Raw genomic sequence first — 23,612 nt, 5'->3', positions numbered from 1 at the left:
AAGATGAAACGTCAGTGTTCCCTTAAGATGGACTTCCTATTTATATTATTGATAAAAGGTGAAAGTAGTTTGAGTTTAAATAATGCACATGAAGGGTATGATTACCAAGATTTGATAACAAGCTACTTTATTTTAAAAGAAATTTTAGATGGTAATCTCGATAGTATTTTTTCAATAGATAAAAAGAACACGACAGGTAGTATCCCTGATAGGTTTGATGACTTAGTCATTACTAATGGTGCCGAAATACAGCGGAAGCAGATTAAGTACAGTAATGACACAGTATCAAAAATACTAATAAAAGATTACCTTTCAGGTGATACTCATTACAAAATAGCAATCCATAAATTATTTGAAACGTGGAAAAACCTTAAAACCCCTAATACTGAATTTAGATTATGCTTGGCTTGGGACGAACCAGTTGACCAAGACATTACAAGAATTTTAGAGGTACAGCTTGACAGGTCATCATTCAATAATTTTCCAACAAAAGTTTTCAAAATTAACCTTGACCAATTATGGGAAGAAAATCAAGAAAATTTTAATCGCTGGAATAGCCTAAAAACTTATGTAAAAGATAACGATATAAATAGGGCCGACTTTAATTATTTTTGTAATGATTTACTTATTGAGGTCAACTTACCTAAAGCAAGTTTAAAATTTAATAGACCAAGTCAGTTAGAAGAAATACTAATAGAACAAGCTCAAAAATTAGGTATAGAACAATATCCAAATGATGATATTTACATCTCTGATTTTCTAGAACGATTAGCTAAATTAACAGGAGTGTGTAGAACACGCTCAGCTCAAATTTCAGCAAAAGATATACTTATTGAACTACGAGTAAGAACCGATTTTGGTCGAATAGAGCAAAAATTCGAAGTTGACCAAAATAAAAACATTACATCAGATGAAAAAAATAGTTTATTTCTTGAAAATGCTATTACTAACAATAAAACGTTATTGCTCGGTGAGCCCGGTGCAGGAAAGTCATGGTTCTTAACCAACTTAATAGAGTATTTGACACGAAATAACCATGCTGTAATACGACACTATTGCTTCACGAGTACAGAAGATCCCTTGTTTGATAAGAGAGTTAGTTTAGATGTTTTTTTTGGTAACCTAATAAGTGAGATTGGGCAAAAATTTCCTGAATTAAAAAAAGAAAAAAATAATGTACTAGCAGCTAACTTAGAAGAGTTAAATCTATTACTTTCTGCTATTGAGGAGCCAATCATAATCATAGTAGATGGTTTAGATCATATTAATAGAGTTTTGAAAAATTCAGTTACTTTATCTAAAGAAAAGACAAAAATTATTGAGTACATATCGAAGATCAAACTACCTAATAATGTCAGTATTATATTAGGTTCTCAGCCAACGGATGAAGTTGCCGTTTTAACAGAAAGTTATGAATTTATAAAAGTACAATTACCTAATTGGGATATAGAAAATACTAAAGAACTGATGGACAGGTTTGAATGTGAAGACATTCAAATTAATGATGAAAATCTATCGATTCTACTTCATAAAAAAAGTGAAGGGAGTCCACTATATTTGACTTACATACTAAAGACTCTTAATGATTATCAAGCTATTAATGAAGAGCTTATCGATAGCCTGCCTAAATATGATTTAGGCCTAAAAAATTATTATGAATATTTAACAAGTCAAATAGGCAATAATACAACGTCTGAAATATTATCTTGCTTAGAGTTCGCTGTTAGTAAAAAAGAACTCAAAGAAATAATACCGATGAAGCGTCATTTTAATCCTGACATGAAAGTATTAGCCCCTGTTATATCTGAAAATAGCTCTAGGGGGGGAGTAAAGTTATATCATGACAGTTTTAGAAGGTTTAACATTGAGAAACTGTCTTCTATAGAAGACATAAAAGAGATATATGAATATATAGCAAATTGGTTGATTAATAATGACTTCTATGAAAATGATAAATCTTACAGATATTTATTAAACTACTTAATACTTTCAGAACGGTATGAAGACGCGAGTGCGTATGCAGAGAAAAGCTTCTTATCCAAAAGCTTATATTACGGTCATTCAGAGACGTTAATAAAGAATAACTATGAACATTTCTTATACATAGCAGAGAAATTACAAGACTGGCCTCTATTTATTTATTCAGGGGAGTTGCATCGAGCTATATCAACAACAAACTCTGAGAAAAACCATAGTCAGTTTTTAGATAATTTCGAGCTATATTTTGAAGCAATTTGTTCTATCTATGGAACAGAAAAAGCTAATTCATTTTTATTTTTTAATAGCGAAAAAAACTATAGTGACAGAACTACAGCTAAAGGTTTTACGATATTGCAAGAATATGGATACTCACCACATTGGGAAGAAGTAAAAGGTTTATTTGAAAGTGGCGTTGCATTTGATGATTTTAAATATTTCATTTGTTATCAAATTCAAATAAATAGTCCATTAGATAAAATCTTCAATTCTGTTTTATCTGATAAATACTCTGATTATCTTAGAGTTTTTATTGTAGAAGTATTTAAGAGTAAAGGTTTTGAGGTGATACTTCATCATTGTAAAAGTGTTAATGACGATGAAGACAAAACGATCGCAGTTAGAATTAATGCTGCTCTAGAGAGAACAAATTGCGAACAAAGAATTTCGATTGCAGATGACAAACAGCCTTCTGAAATAGAGCCTTTGGATTTAAAATTTATAGGTGAGCCTATAAAAAACAATGAATTAGACAAGTTTTACTTTAATGTTGAACGATATGCTCAGTCCGATATTGAAGCATTAATTGAGTTTGAAAAAGGAATGCCCTCACACAATTTCGTATGCAATTGGATGAAGTATTTTATTCGGTTATTTATAATTGAAAATACTTGCGCTGATACAAACAAAGAAAAAGCAATCCTAGAAAACATTAAATTTTTAGCTAGCGATACAGATCGCTTTAAAGGAGAACCAAGAGCAGTATATTTTATTGATACCCATAGTAGTCTAATTGAGCTTACTATTGAGCGATCTTTACGATATATAGTCTCAAAGGAGTCATGGGAAGTCGCGATCTCAGATTTAATGAGAATACCACTTCAAATACTGCCCATAATAGAAAAAAAATTTCTAAATGATAAAAATATTCACTTGATTATTGATGCCTATGAGCAGTTTGATAAAGCGGAAAGCAATGAATATTATGAACATGCAGACTATTCATTTAGGAAGTCCATTTATTATGGAAAAGTCGGAATGATTAATGAAGCAAAAGACGAACTGGAAAAGGCTCTTTTGCTGATCACGAGTTACACCTCTCGTAAAGATACAACCCTGACAGAAGTCATTTACCCATTACCAGCTATCAATAGAATTAATCAAGAATTTACTTTGCAATACTCTAAGAAGTTAAAGTTCTTAACTGATGCTGTAATGAAGCATACAGAAGATGGTAAAGATACTCGATGGTTGACTATTAGTTGGTTTGAGCAACTTTTGAATGTTAATTATAAGTTAGCCTCTATGTACTTATGTAATGAGTTTTTAACGAATGAGTATTTTTGGAAGCTTGATTACATGTTTGTTGCATACCTACAACAAAGTGATTCTGTAGATCCTATAATTCTTAATTTTCTATATAAATTGTCCCCAACAAATATAAATAATAATTACCTGAATGGATTTTTGAGTGTAATTAATAAACTAGGAAGTATAGATAAAAAGCTAGGAGAACTATCTTTAATTAATTTAATTAGTAGGGGGTTAAGCCATTCAGATAGTGATGTGACTTATAAGATACTTACTAAATTTAATTCATTACTAAGTAAATTTGGTTTGAACGTCCCCAATAGCTTAAAAGAAAATAATAAACAATCTCTTATGGCACATATTAATGAAACAGAATGTGATTATTTAACAAGGGTAATTTGTAAACCTACAGCTTTAAGCGATAAAACTAAGATTCAGTTAATTCAAGAAAATAGTAAAAAATTCAGTTTAAGTTATGCGGATTTCGATTATCTTTATTTATACCTTTTTGGAAACAATGATGAAAAACTTTCAAAAGAATTATTGATTTCACTTATTACAAAAAAAATTAGAGGCGAAACGGATGAATTCTATAAGTCAATTCGACTTATTATCAATCAATTATCTTTATCGAATGAAATTAAAATTTTTCTTTTAATAAATAATTTTGTTTACTCTAGGGATGACTCTCTTTTTAGTTTTTTTGACAAAGAATCACTGAAAGATGCCATAGAAATTAATAAAACCGACTCTTTGAAAATCTTAGCAAAAACGCTTCGTAAAATACTAACTTCTGCTAATTACTTATATAAATATACTTCTAACTTAATTATTGCATTTGAACATGCCGGTTTAGAAGATGAAACTATTTTATCAATGTACAAAAATAGTTTTGACTTTATTGAAAATAGATTACCGGATAAAAATGATTTTAAATGGGAAAGTGTAGAGAGCATCGAATTATCAGATATGAATCATGATGAACTAGCTATAGTAGTAATTCTTAGTAAAACAAAAAACTTAGATGCCTTTATACAAAAGGATATCATTGTAGCTATTAGCTATCTCATGCAACACAATGATACATTATTAATAAAACCCTTTAGATGGTTTTTTAATAATATAGAGCGTTTTCATCAATTGTCAGTTGCAGCTTTATTAGAACTTTTTCTAGTCGAAATAGATAACCACTCTATATTTTTGAATGAGGTTAAACTTGAATTAAAGAAGGCTCTTGTTATTGAAAATTTATATATCCACAACACTCTACAAGATATTTTAGATGGATTAGATCATGAATGAGCAAATTTTAGCTAGCATAAGTCGGAACAAATACCTTGTTTATTTAGACAATGTTGGAATTGATATTGATGTAATAAAAGAGGAAATAATAAAAAATGTTAACGAAAATGAAATGGGATTTTTTGTCAATCGTTCTCATCAACGATTGTCTCCTAATGTGTACATAGATAGCTTAGTATTTAAATACGTATGCAAGCATTTATATGACGAATATAAAAGCTCTCTGATTTTTGAAAGTGAAATAAAACTAGATATAAAAACAATTATTGCCACTTCTAAGTCCTTAATCCAAAGACCCATAATACGAAAACCTTCTGATGTAGTGATGGGCTTTAAAGAGCCTGATTATGAAGAGGGTTTTAGAGTGATCTCAAGATTTGAAAGAGAATTAAGTGAAAATAATTACGGAGAAAGAGAGAAAAGCAAAGGTGGTATAATATTTGAAGGTTTACTTCCATGTAAAATAGAAATGAACCCTTTAGTTGAGAAATATTCGTCTAACCATATTTGGGAAAACAGCTACTACCTTGGAGAGATTTTTATACAGGGCTTTAATGCAAGTATTAATAGCATCGAATCTCAATACGTTTTATGGATGAATAGTAAATTATTGAACATGCTTGAACTAAAATTAGATAATTACAATGAAGGTCTAAGGGCATTAAATAGCAATGATGAAATCGTTTTACAATTTAGATGTTGGAGAGAACGATTAATTGGTAATGGCTCTTCATTTGTTGGGATGGACTCAAATATTGCAAAGCTTGAAGGTTGTGATTTGATATTAAGAGAGGACTATTTCAATAAACTTAAAAAAATAATCCCTGATGTAATTTATTACAGTGAAGTTATTTAGAGTGAAAATAATAAATAACCTTCAGCAAGTTGGTGTTTAATGCATTGCTCTGGTGACTTTGTTGCCAGCTCTTATGTATACGAAGTTAGAATAAAGGCAAAGACTCCTGCAAGCTCATTGCCTTTATTGGTATTTAATGACTAAATATTAACTTTGAGGCTGAAGTAGTCATTAGTAAAGGCAATTTAGAATGCATACTCAATTTCCTTTAATACGTCATCGAAAATATATATAAAAGAGTGCTCAAATTCATTATATCACTTCTTGCCATACGGCTAATGTAAGGTAAGCATATCTCGACATACCTTGGGGACGCATATTTCAAATCATTATAAATCACAAAAACCATTTAATTGACTGTCTTTTTGAATACATTTAATAGCCAACCATTTAATTACTGGAATTGATATCGCCATATTATTTACTTCTTCTGAATATGGTTTAAATATAGCTACCTCTTTGTTATTACGACTTTTTTTAGAGTGAATAACAGCGCACCTGATAGAGTAGAACCAGATTGAGAGCTTGCGAACTAAATTTGATTTTGTCTTAATATCTAACCCTTTAATACTAACTGTTGAAGAGGTTTTTATTTCATTTTCAATAATAGAGTTAAACTCAGGACTTTGTAAGGCAAAGAAATCAGTTATAGATTGTTCAGTAACGAGCCAAGATAACACGCATTCTATCTGCTCTTTTTCACCTATAGCTTTTCTATTCAAGATAATTGGTGCTTCTTCAAAGTAATACTCTAGAACATTATAAAAGCCGATAAAATTCAATAAGGGATTAACTTCTTTTAAACCAGAAAAATAATAAGGTAATAATATAGGGTTATATTTTTTATCAAGATAAACGGTTTCTATTGGCAATTCAAAATCATTAACACTTTCAATTTCAGATCTGAGTGTTACCCACCCTTGATCAGGTTTAATATCTCTTGACCCAAAGCCATACTCAAATTGACTTGCTTGATAATAATCGATTAACCCATCATCACACTTTAAAAGACGCATTTTACCAAAGTAGCCGTCACGATCTTCTGTAGGTAACATTTGTACTAATAACTTTTTATCTAGTAACTGTGATAAAGCACTAACATGGTTTTTAATCATATCGTCACTATAAGCTTTAACTAAGCAATAATCATGAAAGTAATACTTAGGCTCTCCTTCAAGAGATTTAATACTTAATATAGAGGTATCATTTAATTCATCTAGCAATAAAGCTTGAGTATTAAATTGATCATATAAAGGATAAATTTCACTGAAATGGCTGTGTGAATATTTAAAATTGGTAACTTTAGTATTAACCTGCGACTCATCATGAATAACACTATATTCAAATAAATAATTATCTAAGATGTACTCAATTTGATTATCATTTAAACGAGGAACTCCAGTTTCAAAACGTATTTCAGCTACGGATTCCATTTGTTCTAAGTAATAAAAACCTTGTGAGGTTAGTATTGGATCTCCGTGAATAGTGGGATGTACTACTACAGAAAACTCTAAGCCATGAAATACAATTGCTTTTGATAACCCTTTACTCATTGATAATTGAAGCTGTAAGTTTAACGCCATGAATAACCTTATTTTTCCTAGTCTGATATATCAACAATATCATAAGGGTATTTAAAGTTCTTTCATCAGCTTTAAATTACACTACCAAGACAAACTAAGTAATGAATGGAGCTGGGATTAGTTAATTTGAATGACCTAAATGGTGGCTTAGTTGCCTATCAAGATTAGGAAACTCTGAATCTTCTGAATGTTGTAAATCGGGCCCAAATTATTAATTCTAATGTCTGCTTTGTCGGAACAGCTGACGTTATATTTTATAAACACACACACAAATTCTAAGTCGCTTTGTGCCCCATAGCGACTTAAAACATAGTGATTATTTGATAGAAAAAAGAAAGTTCAACTTTTTGACCTTTAGGTTATTTATACAAAATAATTAATATTATTCCCAGTTATCAAATACAAACAAACTTCTTTTTAAACAAATGATGCGCTAGTCGATTTATGCCATTAAAAAACAGAACATCATGTAGCACGTCTAAAGCGAAATGAATGATTAAGCTCTTTATAAGACAGACGTTGTGGTTAAGGTCAGCCCAATCATCAGGGTCATCTTTGATTTATTGGATAACACTCGTTATCCATGACCCCATTAACTTAGAAGCGTCTAAAATAATAGAAAAGTGATTTGCCTCCTCAATGATTTTTATTTCTTTATTTGCTTTCGGTGCACTATTGTCTTTTGCAAACTGAATAACTTTTTCGGGATCAAACGCTTCATCTTTGTTTCCAATCCACAGTCCGAATTGCTGTAATTTAGAGAGTTGAGTATCAGGAGAGTAAGGCGTGACTGCTTTTGACATATTGACCGTATTAAATGTGACTATTTTAGGGTTATTTTCTAAAATACTATCAGGGTAATTAAATTTAACCGCCTTTGAATGACCTAAAAACAGCCCACCACTCATGCTATTTATAACAAAGTCTGAAACATTTATGCTAGAAAATTCATATCCATCATTTTCAGCTTTATCGTAACTAGTTTCTGAACGAAAACCAAAATAAGGGGCAAGAAATACATAACCATCGATAACGTCTCTTTGCTCCCAACTGGAATAATTAAGTGCAAGGCCAGCTCCTGCAGAGTGACCGCCTATAAAAAGAGGCAAATAAGGATACTGACTTCGAGCATGTTTAACCATTGTATTAATATCTAACCAAACTTGTTGATCACAGGGCGTATCACCTCGTGGTCCATCAGAGCTTCCATGTCCCCTTAAGTCTGGCATATACACGGCAATATTAAACTCATCACGTAACCCCACACCAATATGATTATAGGAAAGTCCGCTATGAGCACCTGCCCCATGGAAAAATATTAATATCGCGTTAGCTTGCAGTGGCAGATAAGAGCGAAACGCCAAAGTGGTATCATCACTCGCCTGTGTATATTGCAGAGGCGTTAACTCTTTGCTATCTGCATTTTTTATCTCTTTAAGAGAAAAGAAGTTATTTGATGGTTCTGCCAATTGATTTGCATGTGATTTTTTGATTTGAGCAAAGAGTGGAAAAGCGACCATAAGACTTAATAATACGAAGCTTAATTTCATCATAACTCCTTAAGTTTATTGGTAATATTAAAAAACAATTTTGGACTATTACTTATGAAACAAAAAAGCTCACCGAAGTGAGCTTTTAAATAATATAAACAGCAATGCCATTCTGGATAGCAGAAATTGTTTAATTCAAGGCGCTTTGTCCGCGACGTTTAGTGTTTCTTAAACGAGTGGTAAAGCAACGATGAAGTAGACGATTTATGCAGTCAGAATTACATCATACCACCCATTCCGCCCATATCAGGCATAGGCGCAGCTGGTGCATCTACTGGTAGGTCTGTGATCATACATTCAGTTGTGATCATTAGGCCTGCTACTGACGCTGCAAACTGTAATGCGCTACGTGTTACTTTAGTTGGGTCAAGAATACCCATTTCTAACATATCGCCGTATTCGCCAGTTGTTGCGTTGTAACCGTAGTTTGCAGTGCCTTTTTGTACGTTGCTTGCGACTACTGATGCTTCTTCACCACAGTTAGCAACGATTTGACGTAATGGAGATTCCATTGCACGAAGTGCAACACGAATACCTACGTTTTGGTCGTCGTTGTCACCTTTAAGATCTTTTAATAGACCAGCAACACGTACTAGTGCAACACCACCACCAGCAACTACGCCTTCTTCAACTGCTGCGCGCGTTGCGTGTAATGCATCGTCAACACGGTCTTTTTTCTCTTTCATTTCTACTTCAGTTGATGCGCCAACTTTAATGACCGCAACACCGCCTGCTAATTTAGCAGAACGCTCTTGAAGTTTTTCTTTATCGTAGTCAGATGAAGACGCTTCGATTTGTTGTTTGATTTGGCTAACACGTGCTGAAATAGCATCTTGTTGACCTGCACCATCAATGATTGTTGTTTCGTCTTTATTGATAACGATACGTTTAGCTTGACCAAGATCTTCAAGTGTTACTTTCTCAAGGTCTAGACCAATCTCTTCAGAGATAACTGTACCAGCTGTTAGGATGGCAATATCTTGTAGCATTGCTTTACGACGATCACCGAAACCAGGTGCTTTAACAGCCGCTACTTTCACGATGCCACGCATGTTATTAACAACTAATGTTGCTAGCGCTTCGCCTTCAACGTCTTCAGCAATAATTAATAATGGTTTTGATGCTTTAGCCACTGCTTCTAATGTTGGTAATAATTCACGGATGTTACCGATTTTTTTATCAACGATTAGAATGAATGGGCTATCTAGCTCAACAGTACCTGCTTCTTGGTTTGTCATGAAGTAAGGCGATAGGTAACCACGGTCGAATTGCATACCTTCAACCACTTCTAGCTCAGTTTCTAAGCCTTGCCCTTCTTCAACAGTGATAACGCCTTCGTTACCTACTTTTTGCATTGCTGTTGCAATGATTTCGCCAATTTCTACATCAGAGTTAGCAGAGATTGTTCCTACTTGTGTGATTGCTTTAGAGTCAGAACAAGGTGTCGATAGTTTTTTCAATTCAACAACAGCTGCTTTAACTGTTTGGTCGATACCACGTTTTAGGTCCATTGGGTTCATACCGGCTGCAACCGCTTTTAGGCCTTCAGTGATGATTGATTGTGCTAGTACTGTTGCTGTTGTTGTTCCATCACCAGCTGCATCATTAGTTTGAGAAGCCACTTCTTTAACCATTTGTGCGCCCATGTTTTCAAACTTGTCAGAAAGTTCGATCTCTTTAGCTACAGTCACACCATCTTTAGTGATTTGAGGAGCACCAAAACTTTTGTCGATAACCACGTTACGGCCTTTAGGACCTAGTGTTACACGTACAGCATTGGCTAAAATGTTTACGCCATCCAGCATTTTGATTCGAGCATCATTACCAAATTTAACTTCTTTAGCAGACATTATATTTTCCTTTTACTTTTCTTTAATTTTTGTTTTCAAAACAAGAGAATAAACAGTAATTGTTAGCGATGATTCGACTATTCAACAATCGCTAAAATGTCATTTTCACTTAAGATCAGGACTTCTTCACCTTCAATTTTTTCTGTTTTTAAGCCGTAGCCTTCACTGAAAATAACAGTATCACCTACTTTTACATCTAATGGTCTTACTTCACCATTTTCCAAAATACGACCTTTACCCACGGCGATAACTTCACCACGAGTTGATTTTTCAGCAGCGCTACCAGTTAAAACGATACCACCAGCAGATTTAGTTTCTTTCTCAGTACGCTTTAAAATAACGCGATCATGTAGAGGACGAATAGACATTATGACTTCCTTTGATAGTTAACAGATTAAGTTGCTTATAGTTGGTTATGTGATGGGGTCAAAAAGGTACGATTCAAGTCAGTTTAGAAAAAAATTATTAAAATAATTTTCTCACCAACATAAAAACCAACAAGCGGCGAAGAAAACCAACTCTTCATTGCAATCTTCGGTAAGGACTAGTCATTGCTAATATGTTGCGCCTAACGACTGAACAAAGCACCTTGAATAGTAACCGGTATATATTTAATGTTTGAGAAAAAGAAAATCAAGGTGTGGTTAAAAGTAAGGAATGATTAAAGCTTAATGGGCCGTTATCACTAAAGGACAGTTATGACGAAGAAACCATTAAAATGACAAACAGATTATGCAGTAACGACTTTTGGGTGAGACAGCTCTAACACCATTTTATTAATTTCGCTGACAGCCATTAAGACTTTCTGTTCTGCAATTAAATGTTTGTAGGCAACAACTTTTCCATCAACGACTCTAAAGCGACCTAACCCTGCTATAAAAATACGGCCATTAAAAAAACCTTTAGCAAATTTTGCAATTTGACGTGGTTGGTATTTTTTAAATACTCTTAAAGTACTAGGACGAGTAATTTTCATCATTTTACCTTTTATTATTATTTTTTATTTTGATGTTGCATTGATGTTAGCTATTAATCTAATGTATTAATAAACAGCGCATTAATAAACGATGCACGTATATTACGCAAACTATATGACAATTTTATTAAAAAACATTTAGATTAAATCACAATATTTAATCTATTTTTTTATCTTCCTTATGTTCAAACTCACCTTCAATCACTGAATCATCATTTCTAGCGGTTTGGCCAAAACCTTGGCTAGAAAACCCACCCATTGAAGATTGGGGTGCAAATTTAACATGTGCTAATAGGAATTTAGCAATGCCTGCACGAAGAGTCGGTTGTAATAATAATAAACCACATAAGTCAGTCACAAAGCCTGGAGTAACTAATAAGATCCCAGTGATAATTAACATCATCCCTTCAATTAATTGTTGTCCAGGCATTTCACCTGAGGCCATGCGTTCTTGTAATTTTTGTACTAGTTGTAAACCTTGACTACGCACTAAGGCTGAACCAATTAGCGCGGTGATGATCACTAATAAAATAGTTGGCCACGCACCTAAAAAACCACCAACTTTAACTAATACAAATATTTCTAGTAATGACACACCAGTAAAAATTAAAAACAACCGTGCAAACATAGAGACCTCAATTAACAGAATGAATACACATATAAAATGGGGATTAATTTGTTTATTTCAAGGTATTGGAGGGTAAAAGGCTTAATAAGTTCATGCTCAACCTCTCATGTATGAATAATGAGAGGTTGAATTTAAATAAGGTTTGATAAAGTTTAGTCACATTTCCATTTTTTTAATAAGAAAAATACCGGCAGCATAATACACGCCATCCATATAAAGATGGTGCTGTCTTGAGGGGCATATATCCAACCAGAGATGAATGTGAGTAACGCCATCACTAACCCTAAACCAACACTTGAGTATAAGGTTTGATAACCGACCATTAAATGTTCTTCCTGCATCGCAATAAAACGCATTGCCGCTAAGTGAGATAATGCAAAAGTAAAAGCATGGAATGTTTGTGCCAATATCAATAACGTCATATCGGTGGTTTGAGATAAGACTCCCCAACGTATTATTCCCGCTATTAACGCTAAAAGACACATTTGCTTAACCGACCAACTACCGAACAATCTGTCGTTAAAGCGCATTAACAGGACTTCTGCAGCCACACTAATCCCCCATAATAATGCAATATTAAACTCAGAAATTCCCATTGAGTTCCAATACAAAGCACTAAACGCATAATAAGCGGCGTGACTACCTTGTATTAGCCCCATCACTAAGATGAAATAAATAACTTTCGGCTGTTTAATTAATGACATGAGATTGTTATTAATATGTTTTTTCGGCGTTGTTTGTTCTTGTAATTGTGGATTTAATTTAATTAGACTTAAGCAATAATTAAAAAAGACCGCAATAATAATTAACCATAAAATGCTTTCATGACCAAACTCGCCGATTGTCCACCCTACAAAAGTAGACCCCACAATAAAACTAACTGATCCCCATAACCGCACTTTTCCATAATTAATCTGAATTTGTTTAACTAAACGTGTGCCAATGATATCGCCCAAAGGAATCATGGGTGCCAATAAAAAATTAAGCAATAATGTCGCAGCAGCTAAAGCATACCAACCTTGAAAATAAATCAATAATAACAAAGACATAAGAGCGAAAAAGGTGAGATAACAGACCATTGTCAATGGCCCTTTAGCTGTTTTTAAACGTGGTAATAAACCAATATTACTGACAAACCGTAATACGAGGCCTAAGGAAAATAGCGTCCCTATTTGTTCTGGACTAACTCCTTTCTCTGCTAACCAAACGCTCCAAAAAGGTAAAAAGACGCCCCAAATAAAAAAGAAGCAAACAAAATAAGCAGTTATCCATGATTTAGCGGCGATATTCAATACGGTGACTTCCTTGTGAGTTGATAAGGCTATTGTATCGACTTTTATTAATTAATCAGTATTAAAAAGATAAGATTTTAATAATAAGATGGCATTTAGTTCAATAAAGTTACTTGATGAAGTTTTATATAACGAACTGAAAGTTATAGTGAAAATACAATCGCTCAATGGATTTGGTTAATCTTTATTGGTGTATTAGTTTTAACAGGCAGGATTACCGTATTGATTTTCTATTGGTGCCCTGACTTTAGTCTGCAGAGTTTATATTGTTTTTCTATCGGGGCGCTGACTTTAGTCTGCAGAGTTTATATTGCTTTTCTATCGGGGCGCTGACTTTAGTCTGCAGAGTTTATATTGCTTTTCTATCGGGGTGCTGGCTTTAGCCTGCAGGATCATTTGTGTGTTGAATTTAGAAATGTGAATTGAATGGCAGTAAAATCCTCATTAAAAAGCAAACACAAACAAAAACCTGCAAGCTGAAAACAGGACTCGCAGAGCTCCTCCGCTCATGACACTAGGCTTCGCCTAATTCGCCATGCGCCCGAGGTCAAATCATCATAGTATTTATGCTAAGCGATAGTTTATTTTTAGGGGCGCTGGCTTTAGCCTGCAGAGTTTTTTTGTGTTGAATTTAGAAATGTGGATTGAATGACTGTAAGCTTTGCATTAAAGAACACACATAAAACCTGCAAGCTGAAGCATACGCCCCGAAGTCAAAACATAAAACACACGAAATAGTCAGATTAATATATGTAATTTAAAAACAAGACTCGCAGAGCTCCTCCGCTCATGACACTAGGCTTGGTCTAATTCGCCATGCGCCCTAGGTCAAATCATCATAGTATTTATGCTAAGCAATAGTTTATTTTTAGGGGCGCTGGCTTCAGCCTGCAGGGATTTTTGTGTTGAATTTTAAAAGGTAATCAAAAATAAGAACAAACTTTACATTAAAAGCACACACAAAACCTGCAAGCTGAAAACAGGACTCGCAGAGCTTCTCCGCTCATGACACTAAGCTTTGCCTAATTCGCCATGCGCCCGAGGTCAAAAGAAAATGACCACATGCAACTAAACTTTACTGATACTCAGTTAAATTCGCGATTGCGTACCTGTATCTGCGTTGCTATTTGATAACTGTATTCGCTGTTTTCGACGAGTTCGCCAGTGATAGTGATTTGAATGCTACGTAATGTCACTTGTGTATCAGGATTAGTATCAGATATTTCTGTAAAATTTAACTCTGTTATCTTTAAAAAATCAGGATCAGTTAAGTTAACCCAGTAACCTCCATTCAAACAATTAATGGCTTGTCGATCAACATTTCTACCAAACTGGATACTTTCATTTATAGCTGAGTAGCGAAAAGCCATCACATGAGATGAGGTTGGTGTTGCTGCATCATTATAGTTATACGAATAAACGATACATTTTTGAATACTACTATTACTTGAATCCACCATTTTTCCTTGGTCTAAGCCAACCATAAATTGATCCCCACCATAACCTGCTCGACGGATATCATTTTCAATCACGCCCACTAATGCTTGTAGATCAGTTCGTAAACGTGACATTTGAAGCATTTTTGTACTACCAGTAACATTAGTGATGTAGAGACCTATAACCATACTTAATAGTAACGAACCTAATACTAGGCATATCAATACTTCAACAAAGGTAAAACCTGCTGCTAAATGCTTAGTGGCTGTTGCGTTATGTGTGGTGTTAGGTATTGTCTGAGCTCTTAATTCGCTTCTTATTTTAATCATCGCAGTCAACGTTAACATTGCTTGTACCCCAAATAGGCTTCATCTGGAGCGCAGACTCTTAGCCTCATCGCACTCTGTATCACTGACAGCCTTTTATTATCTTGATTAGTTAAAATTACCGATCCCGTTTCTACAGAAAAACGCAGTGGCCCATAAGATGCTTGATAACCTGTAAAATTTATGTCGTTTTCATCAATAAATATTCTCTCTCCGTCTGCTAAATCTTGTACTTTTTCTATGCCATCTAATTGACATGAATTAGCACTAAAGCAATCACAACCTGAAAAGTTACTCATTCCCATCTTCCAAACGGATTGTTGTTTGCAGAACTGAACATAAATTTTTTGATTACGCTTAACCGCTTCTGTTTTAGCTAATTGGAGTGTGTAGTAAACCTGACTAGCAGCCTTCGACAAAGCTTGATCTGCGATTAAATTTTGAAAAGATGCGGTTGATATAGCAATCACAATCCCCAAAATAACAAGCGTGATCATGAGTTCTATCAAGGTAAAACCTCTATGATTTAAAATAAACATACCTCTCCCCTAACGTTTAAAATCATCATTAAAGACAAAATAAAAAGTTTGATTAGAAAGCATAGAACAAAAGGTTATTTCTAACCTTACGACTAATTAGGTAGAAAAAGTGTAATTAAAGTAAAACACAGATGTCATAAAATTGTCATATAGTCACTTTATTGTATTCACAGTAACAAACACACTGGTACGTAAAATTAAGGATATAACATGCAACAAACTCAGATGAATGAAGTAGACATGAATATAGATAATTTATACGCAGTTCCAGCAAAGCGTAGAGCTAAACCACGTAAATGGCGTGAAATTGAAAATGCTAAAGCGCAACTCTCGTTAGCTAAAGAGCTAAAAGAAATCGACCCTTCCTTTAGTTTTTCTCAATCTGAATTAATGTAGAAGAACTAGTACTACTCTTAGGCAGATTCAACCTTGAAGTGCATAATAGCTCTATTTAACTGGTTAAAATAACTTATTTTTTCGTTATAAGTTTCGCAAAAGAAACAACTATCAAAGAATTAATATCTTTTAGTTAATTCTCAGATAGACGATTAACGAAGTTAATCTTCAAAAGGTATCAACTGACGCCTAAAACTAACGTATTAAAAACAAAAAACGCATCCATTGGATGCGTTTTTATTTAATACTAACTATTATTTTTAAAGACAACACTTAATACCAATCACAATAAATAGCTTATCTATTTTACTTGTTAAAACAGCCCACTTCCTCGTTGTGAATTTCTCTAAGGAACAGCCATTAAAGCATTAACATCTTTTGGTTAATTCTCCGATAGAGGATTAACTAAGTTACTTTTCCTGCGCAAAGTTTAGATCACCTATTTAATGTAATCGGTATAACTATTTTTAAACGTTACTTTTAGGTGTTAAGTTAATTAGGCCTGAAATAAAGATTCAATTGATAAACCTTGCTCAGATAACACCTCACGAAGCGCTTTTAATGCTTCAACTTGAATTTGACGAACACGTTCTCGTGTTAATCCAATTTCTTTACCTACATTTTCTAAGGTATCTGCTTCATAGCCTAATAAACCAAAACGTCTTGCTAATACCTCACGCTGTTTGGGATTTAGATCTTCCAACCAGTCTACAATACGTAACTTCATATTATTGGTTTGTAGGGTATTTTCAGGAGTTGATTCATTACTATCAGGAATGATATCTAATAATTCAGTATTTGAACTTTGACCGAGCGGCGTATCAACTGAACTAATACGTTCATTCAACTTTAAAATTTTTGACACTTCTTTTGCAGAAACATCTAATTCTTTTGCAATATCTTCAGGGGTTGGTTCATGGGCTAGTTTATGTGCTAAGTCTCTTGCGGTACGTAAGTAGATATTTAATTTTTTAACAATATGAATAGGTAAACGTATAGTGCGACTTTGATTCATAATGGCACGTTCAATAGTTTGACGTATCCACCAAGTTGCATAAGTTGAAAAACGAAAACCTTTTTCAGGGTCAAATTTTTCAACCGCTCGAATTAACCCTAAATTACCTTCTTCGACTAGGTCGAGCAATGATAATCCACGATTATTATAACGGCGGGATATTTTAACAACGAGTCGTAAATTACTTTCTATCATACGTTTACGGGCAACTTCATCACCGCGCTGTGAGCGACGAGCATAATAAATTTCTTCGGGAGCGGTTAATAAAGGAGTATAACCAATCTCTCCGAGATAAAGTTGAGTCGCGTCCATAATTTTATGACCAGTGCCAGCACTAAATTTTTCAGCAGTGGCGCCTTTGACTCGAGATGTATTTGTTTTGACAACCTTAAATCCTTGTTGGTTATCATCACTAACGACATGATTACTAAATTGGTCTGTTCTAAGTTTTTCTACCTTAATTGCGGCTGTTCCTACCATGGTTAACACTCCCTTTATACCGATTAATCTTGATGAACTATTAAAATGCACTATATTAATCTCTTCATTTTTCAGAGAATTAATAGTTCGCTGCATTTATAGCATCATTACCTCTTTGGTAAGTAACGCAAAGGATCAACAGATTTTCCACGGTAGCGAATGTCAAAATGTAAACGAACGCTATCCGTTCCACTATCCCCCATTACAGCTATTTTTTGTCCTATTTTAACGTGCTCATTTTCTTTTATGAGTAGTTTGTCATTGTGTGCATAAGCACTGAGGTAATCATAATTATGCTTAATAATGATTAGATTTCCATATCCTCTTAACCCACTACCCGCGTAAACAACTTCACCTGAAGCAGCAGCATATACTGACGAACCACGAGAATTTGAAATAGATATTCCTTTCATTCCCTGAGTTGAACTTGCAAAGGATTTAACTAACTTACCTTTACTTGGCCATTGCCAATCAGTTACTTTTGCACTTACCTTTTCAGGTGTTTTTTTCTGAGTTACTTGTTGTGTCACTTTCGGCTTTTTGGTCACCTTTTTGTCAACAACATTCTTAGAGTAGACTTTTGGCTTTACTTTAACAACCCCTAATTGGTTATTTTTTTTACATTTTTGATTTGAACAACTTTCAGAACTCTCTTTTTTTTGACCTTGTGAATTAGAGGCGATTTTAGGATTTGATGTCGCTTTAGTACTACTGTTACGTAACGTTAATACTTGCCCACTTCTAATTATGTAAGGTTTTTTTAAGTTATTGCGTTTTATGAGTGTATTTACATTCACACCTGCACGCCATGCGATGGAATAAAGCGTGTCGCCGGTTTGTACTAAATATTTTTTTTGCCCTTCCTTAATGCTTTTGCCACTTGCAACATAAGGGGTTGATTTTGATTTAACATCAGATACGGGAGCACGGCCACCTGGCGAAGAGCAAGCAGATAAGAAAAGCAAAGAGATGAATAGTAAATATTTCACAATAAATTAATGCTTCAAGGTGAAATATAAAATAGCAGCAGCAATAATCGTCATCCAACCTAGTGCATCGATATACCGACTTAATTTAGTTTCCATTTTTTCTCCACCTAATACCATTAATCCAGCCACCAAAAAGAAACGTAAACCACGCCCAATAAATGCAGTTAATATAAATGGCCAAAATACCATCCCCATCACGCCTGCTGTTATAGTAAACACTTTAAATGGGATCGGTGTAAAGCTAGCAATGAAAATAACCATGATTCCCCATTCAATAAACCATGATTGTGCTGTAACCATTTTACCTTGATACCCCATCGTTTCAATAAACGGTAACACCACAGGATCATATAAAGCACTACCAAGATAATAACCAGCAGCACCGCCTAATACGGAAAAGATAGTTGCCCCCAATGCAAATCGCCAAGCCAGATGACGTTTTGCTAACGCCATAGGCGCTAACATGATATCAACAGGGATAGGCCAAAAAATAGACTCAATAAATGCAGTAAGGTAAAGATAAAATGGTGCATTTTTATGCCTTGACCAGCACATTACTTTTTCATACAAAGGGGCAAAAATTTTCACAGTATTTCTCTTTGATAGGTTTAAATGCCTAAACTTTTAACAGCGGTGTTTAACTATAATTGTTTAACTATGTTGTTTAACTATATTGTTTAACCGTTTTATTTAATCGTTGCATTTAGCCATTGTTCTAAAATAGGCAATTGTTCCGTCGCTGTTAAATCCACTTTAAGTGGTGTTATCGAGACATAACCTTGTTCAACCGCGTTAAAGTCGGTTCCTTCGCCTGCATCTGCAATATTACCTGGAGGGCCAATCCAAAATATTTCTTGTCCTCTTGGGTCAACGCTTTCTATAACCGACTCTGCTTGATGACGCTTTCCTAAACGAGTTATTTTCACGCCTTTAATTTGCTCATAAGGCAAGTCAGGTACATTGATATTAATCACTTGGTGTTGTGCTAAAGGTGATGCTAACAAATGTTCAACAAGTTGCTTTGCATAGCGAGCTGCGCTTTCATAATGTTCAGTACCATTAAGTGAAACGGCTACGGCAGGCAATCCAAGAAAGCGCCCTTCCATTGCAGCAGCAACAGTGCCTGAATATAAAACATCATCGCCCATATTCGCACCAGCATTAATACCAGAAACCACTAACTTAGGCGGTGTTTCACAAAATTTATATAACGCTAAATGAACACAATCCGTTGGGGTACCATTAATTGATATAAAGCCGTTCTCTAAGGTTTGTCTTCTTAAAGGTTGTTCAAGTGTCAATGAATTGCTTGCACCACTATGATTTCGTTCAGGCGCAACCACCATTGTTTGTACATCTGATATTTGACTTAGATGTTGCTGTAACGCTAATAAACCAGGGGCAAGTACACCATCATCATTACTAATCAATAACATCATCCGCTTATCTCGATAAGTTCACGTACTACACTGGTTGCATAACAGCCTGATGGTAAATAAAATTCAATGCGCACTGATGAGTCATCTAACCATTCATAACTAAACTGTTCGGGTACTAACAACAAAGGGCGTCGTTCTTGTTTTAAACCTTCTTTCGCTAATCCTGTCTGTAAGTCTTCAAATTCTGCTAAGCAATCTAATTCATACTGTTTGGCGTCTTCAGTAGATGTTAATTCACCAGCACCCCATAATGGAGCTGTTAAACAGACCTCACGAGTCGTTAAACGTTGCAATGTTTGCTCAGATAAATCAGGTAAAGGAAAGAAAGAGCGATTCGCTACAAACTGAACACAATCCCCTAACAACGGAGAAGATTGTAAGTTATCGCTAATGCGTTGTGATATCACTCGATTAAATAGATAACTTCGTGCTGCACTAAGATACATGCCACGTTTAAATCTATCTTTAATTTTTCTGCCATTAAACAGCTGTAGAGCAGCATTCACATTATGGCCATCAAAACCAAAACGTTGATTACCAAAATAGTTAGGTACGCCATTTTGTACTTTATCTAATGCTATTTGTAGAGCACTTTTATCTGACACTTCACGTAATACGATGGCAAACTTATTACCGTCAAGGCAGCCAGTACGTAGTTTTTTATTATGACGAATCACTTTTAAAATGGTCACGCCTTCAGATTCGAAGGTGCTGAAGTCCGGTGTAATTTTACCTGGGATATAAAGCGAGAACCATTGGTATGTTTCCGCATGGCGATCTTTAATACCTGCGTAACTGACATTCTTAGCTGCAATGCCAGCAAATTTAGCAAGCTGTCTGGCTAAATAATCAGTATTTTCTCCAATTTTCTTTACCCATAAGCAAACGTGCTCACCTTCCCCTGTTAATTCAAAGTCTAAGTGCTCTTCTACTCTAAAGTCTTCACAATGTTGTTTAAATCGAGCAGTACAGGTTGGTTTGCCATACAAGTAATTAAAATCTAATGAATAGATTTTCTTTTCAGGCTGAGTCTCACTCATTGTCCTTCCTTCAATAAAATAACCACAGCATGGCTTGCAATACCTTCTTTACGTCCCATTGGACCTAGCTCTTCGGTTGTTGTCGCTTTAACATTGATATTGTTTTCATCAGTCTCTAATAATCGCGTTAACTCAGCACACATTTGATCAATAAAAGGGGCCATTTTAGGGGCTTGCGCAATAATGGTAATATCCGCATTACCTAAGCGGTAACCTCTTTCTTTTACTTGTCCATATACGTTAACCAATAACTCTCGGCTATCAATACCTTTAAAAGCATCATCATTATCAGGAAAGTGGCGACCGATATCACCGAGCGCTAATGCGCCCAATATTGCATCACAAAGTGCATGAATAGCAACATCGCCATCTGAATGTGCTAATAATCCTCTGTCATGAGGAATCTTTATACCTGCAATGGTAATTGGGCCTTCACCGCCAAATTTATGTACATCGTAACCATGTCCGATACGGATCATATTGTTTCCTTAATTTTGAGAGCTAAACTTTAAGTGTTAAATTTTAAGAACTAAATTTAGACAGATAAAATTCTGCTAATAACAGGTCTTCAGACTGAGTCACTTTTAAGTTATCACTTCGCCCTTCAATAATAGTGACGGAACCGCCAGCAAGTTCAATAGCAGAAGCTTCGTCGGTAATCAGATGTTGTTCATCACTATTACAGATAGCGGTAATCAGTTGTTTATTATTAAACATTTGTGGTGTCAACGCATGCCACAAATTTTGTCGTTCAACAGTATGTTCTATTTGGTTGTCTTGATTGGTACGTTTCATTGTATCGCGTACTCGAGAAGCTAACATTGCCCCCGTTTTAGTCGCACGAGCATGAGAAATTAACTTATCGATGTCACTTGTTTGTAAACAAGGACGAGCCGCATCATGCACCAATACATAATCATCATTTGGTAACATTTTTAATGCATTAAGGACTGAATCGACACGTTCCTTACCGCCTTCCACTATGGTCAGTTTAGGATGTTGCGCAACCTTTAAATGTTTAAACCATTGGTCATTTTTAGCGACAGAAACAATGACTATATTAATATCAGGGTGGGCAAGAAAAGGGGCAAGACTATGTTCAATGATGGTTTTATCTAAAATAGTTAAATATTGTTTAGGAATATCAGCACCGACACGTTTGCCAATGCCTGCTGCGGGTATGACAACAGAAAAAGAAAGTTCACTCATCTAGTTATCTTCCTTTGGAACAATGCGGAAAAAGGTTTCACCTTCTTTAACTAAACCTAACTCATTACGGGCGCGTTCTTCTATCGCTTCGGTGCCTGTTTTTAGATTATCGATTTCTGAAAACATCATTTGATTGCGCGTTGTTAGCTCTGTATTACCAGCAGTCGCCAATGCGACCTCTTTAGAATATTCTCGATTATCCTGCAGTCCATTCTTTCCAAACCATAAATGGTATTGCAATAATGAAAATATAAAAATAAAGATAGCTAACAGTAAGCGCATGATATTTAAACTCAGTATTAAAAAAGTTAATCATCCCACATTAAACAGAAAATTAAAATCAACTCAAACACACTAAATTTAGTTGCGTAGCATTAGGCTGAATAAAACTTATTTCTTCCAGAAAAGCAGTTTGCTTTCTAATTGCGGGAATAATGGATGAATAAATAATTTATGGGACATAATACATGCCACAATCATTTTAATAACAACCATTTGATCAATGCCTAATAAATAATAAGCATAACCACCAACGAAAGCTGATATCCACATAAAAAATTGGAAAAGTCGTAATTTTTTAAAACTGAGTGCCGTTAAAATAATAGCAAAGTCTGCCCACGTTAATAACAGTCCCAATGACGGATTAGCTAGATAATTATTCACAGAGAAGTACGTTGCATACAATAGAAAAGCAACCATAATAATTAATATTAAACGCGTCATTTTGCGAGAGAAATGAGTAAAGTCACATAAGTAACGATATAAAGTAACACTACCGACAACCAGATTTAGCAATACTTTAGGCATAACTCCTATCATCACACCCCACATAACATCATTAATCACAGAGAGAAACGAAGCAAGTCGCACATTCTTCATACCATTAAAAATCATTAAAAAGACGTAAAAAAAGACACTTGTCCAACCAAGTATATCAATAAGAGAAGGCATCACAGCTCCAAAGGGGATTCATATAATTTAAAGCGCGCATTTTACGCTGAGTTACTTAAATAAGATATGCTCTAACACAATGTTAAGTGAATTTTACTTTTGTATAATCAAGCCCCAACATACAAATAAAGAATCGAGGGAATAGCGTTATTTTTAATGCTCATCTTTATCTTATTTTGTCCTATCAACACCAACACACAAAAATGCAGGCTAAAGCCAGCGCCCCAAAGTCAAAATAAAACCGACA

21 protein-coding genes are annotated in these 23,612 nt (G+C 34.6%); 3 read left to right on the top strand and 18 right to left on the bottom strand.

Features of this window, described 5'->3' with window-relative positions; all coding sequences use genetic code 11:
• Positions 1 to 69: 69 nt before the first annotated feature.
• Positions 70 to 4,809: a hypothetical protein gene (locus GQR59_RS03750; RefSeq protein ID WP_201288012.1), complete on the top strand. Its 4,740-nt coding sequence runs from the start codon at positions 70 to 72 to the stop codon at positions 4,807 to 4,809.
• Positions 4,802 to 5,665, top strand: a complete 864-nt coding sequence (locus GQR59_RS03745; protein WP_160060759.1) for a hypothetical protein — start codon at positions 4,802 to 4,804, stop codon at positions 5,663 to 5,665. The genes GQR59_RS03750 and GQR59_RS03745 overlap by 8 nt, the downstream gene beginning before the upstream one ends.
• 329 nt (positions 5,666 to 5,994) lie before the next feature.
• On the opposite strand, the gene GQR59_RS03740 is transcribed toward GQR59_RS03745, so the two are convergent.
• From GQR59_RS03740 to GQR59_RS03700, 9 genes are all read right to left on the bottom strand, one after another.
• On the bottom strand, positions 5,995 to 7,248 hold the full coding sequence (locus tag GQR59_RS03740; protein WP_160060758.1) for a hypothetical protein: 1,254 nt from the start codon (positions 7,246 to 7,248) through the stop codon (positions 5,995 to 5,997).
• A 560-nt stretch (positions 7,249 to 7,808) separates the two neighbouring features.
• The gene (locus GQR59_RS03735) at positions 7,809 to 8,798 is read right to left on the bottom strand and encodes an alpha/beta fold hydrolase (RefSeq protein WP_160060757.1); all 990 of its coding nucleotides are present in this window, start codon (positions 8,796 to 8,798) and stop codon (positions 7,809 to 7,811) included.
• Between the two features lie 218 nt (positions 8,799 to 9,016).
• Positions 9,017 to 10,648 (bottom strand): chaperonin GroEL, encoded by a 1,632-nt coding sequence (groL, locus tag GQR59_RS03730; protein ID WP_025565177.1) that lies wholly within the window; start codon positions 10,646 to 10,648, stop codon positions 9,017 to 9,019.
• A gap of 77 nt (positions 10,649 to 10,725) precedes the next feature.
• Positions 10,726 to 11,016, bottom strand: coding sequence for a co-chaperone GroES (locus GQR59_RS03725; protein ID WP_025565176.1), 291 nt, complete (start codon positions 11,014 to 11,016; stop codon positions 10,726 to 10,728).
• Between the two features lie 362 nt (positions 11,017 to 11,378).
• Positions 11,379 to 11,624 (bottom strand): DUF1107 family protein, encoded by a 246-nt coding sequence (locus tag GQR59_RS03720; RefSeq protein ID WP_160060756.1) that lies wholly within the window; start codon positions 11,622 to 11,624, stop codon positions 11,379 to 11,381.
• Between the two features lie 157 nt (positions 11,625 to 11,781).
• Positions 11,782 to 12,252, bottom strand: a complete 471-nt coding sequence (locus tag GQR59_RS03715) for an FxsA family protein (RefSeq protein ID WP_160060755.1) — start codon at positions 12,250 to 12,252, stop codon at positions 11,782 to 11,784.
• A gap of 152 nt (positions 12,253 to 12,404) precedes the next feature.
• Complete coding sequence (locus GQR59_RS03710; RefSeq protein WP_236546639.1) at positions 12,405 to 13,544, bottom strand: 3-phenylpropionate MFS transporter; 1,140 nt, start codon at positions 13,542 to 13,544, stop codon at positions 12,405 to 12,407.
• Between the two features lie 1,085 nt (positions 13,545 to 14,629).
• Complete coding sequence (locus tag GQR59_RS03705; protein WP_236546638.1) at positions 14,630 to 15,328, bottom strand: PilW family protein; 699 nt, start codon at positions 15,326 to 15,328, stop codon at positions 14,630 to 14,632.
• Positions 15,322 to 15,846: a GspH/FimT family pseudopilin gene (locus tag GQR59_RS03700; protein WP_160060754.1), complete on the bottom strand. Its 525-nt coding sequence runs from the start codon at positions 15,844 to 15,846 to the stop codon at positions 15,322 to 15,324. Before GQR59_RS03700 ends, GQR59_RS03705 begins: the two co-directional genes overlap by 7 nt.
• A gap of 210 nt (positions 15,847 to 16,056) precedes the next feature.
• Here GQR59_RS03700 and GQR59_RS03695 point away from each other — a divergent pair, with 210 nt between their 5' ends.
• Entirely contained in the window at positions 16,057 to 16,242 is a 186-nt protein-coding gene (locus tag GQR59_RS03695; protein WP_201288011.1) for a DUF3545 family protein, read from the top strand.
• 496 nt (positions 16,243 to 16,738) lie between these two features.
• Here GQR59_RS03695 and rpoS read toward each other — a convergent pair whose 3' ends face one another.
• The 9 genes from rpoS to GQR59_RS03650 form a co-directional block, all read right to left on the bottom strand.
• Entirely contained in the window at positions 16,739 to 17,737 is a 999-nt protein-coding gene (gene rpoS / locus GQR59_RS03690) for an RNA polymerase sigma factor RpoS (protein WP_160060753.1), read from the bottom strand.
• Positions 17,738 to 17,844: 107 nt separating this feature from the next.
• A complete protein-coding gene (locus GQR59_RS03685; RefSeq protein WP_160060752.1) occupies positions 17,845 to 18,726 on the bottom strand; it encodes a peptidoglycan DD-metalloendopeptidase family protein in 882 nt (293 codons plus the stop codon).
• A gap of 6 nt (positions 18,727 to 18,732) precedes the next feature.
• The gene (locus GQR59_RS03680; protein ID WP_201288010.1) at positions 18,733 to 19,314 is read right to left on the bottom strand and encodes a YqaA family protein; all 582 of its coding nucleotides are present in this window, start codon (positions 19,312 to 19,314) and stop codon (positions 18,733 to 18,735) included.
• 98 nt (positions 19,315 to 19,412) lie between these two features.
• Complete coding sequence (surE, locus tag GQR59_RS03675; protein ID WP_160060751.1) at positions 19,413 to 20,165, bottom strand: 5'/3'-nucleotidase SurE; 753 nt, start codon at positions 20,163 to 20,165, stop codon at positions 19,413 to 19,415.
• Positions 20,162 to 21,205, bottom strand: a complete 1,044-nt coding sequence (truD, locus tag GQR59_RS03670; RefSeq protein ID WP_160060750.1) for a tRNA pseudouridine(13) synthase TruD — start codon at positions 21,203 to 21,205, stop codon at positions 20,162 to 20,164. The genes surE and truD overlap by 4 nt, the downstream gene beginning before the upstream one ends.
• Positions 21,202 to 21,684, bottom strand: coding sequence for a 2-C-methyl-D-erythritol 2,4-cyclodiphosphate synthase (gene ispF / locus GQR59_RS03665; RefSeq protein WP_160060749.1), 483 nt, complete (start codon positions 21,682 to 21,684; stop codon positions 21,202 to 21,204). Before ispF ends, truD begins: the two co-directional genes overlap by 4 nt.
• A 43-nt stretch (positions 21,685 to 21,727) precedes the next feature.
• Positions 21,728 to 22,414: a 2-C-methyl-D-erythritol 4-phosphate cytidylyltransferase gene (gene ispD, locus GQR59_RS03660; protein ID WP_160060748.1), complete on the bottom strand. Its 687-nt coding sequence runs from the start codon at positions 22,412 to 22,414 to the stop codon at positions 21,728 to 21,730.
• Entirely contained in the window at positions 22,415 to 22,696 is a 282-nt protein-coding gene (gene ftsB, locus GQR59_RS03655; RefSeq protein WP_160060747.1) for a cell division protein FtsB, read from the bottom strand.
• A gap of 108 nt (positions 22,697 to 22,804) precedes the next feature.
• Positions 22,805 to 23,365, bottom strand: coding sequence for a phosphopyruvate hydratase (locus tag GQR59_RS03650; RefSeq protein ID WP_160060746.1), 561 nt, complete (start codon positions 23,363 to 23,365; stop codon positions 22,805 to 22,807).
• Positions 23,366 to 23,612 lie beyond the last annotated feature (247 nt).

Origin of the sequence: Psychromonas sp. L1A2 (assembly GCF_009828855.1) — a bacterium.
In the GTDB taxonomy this organism is placed as follows: Bacteria; Pseudomonadota; Gammaproteobacteria; order Enterobacterales; family Psychromonadaceae; genus Psychromonas.
This window is presented reverse-complemented; position numbering and strand designations above follow the sequence as displayed.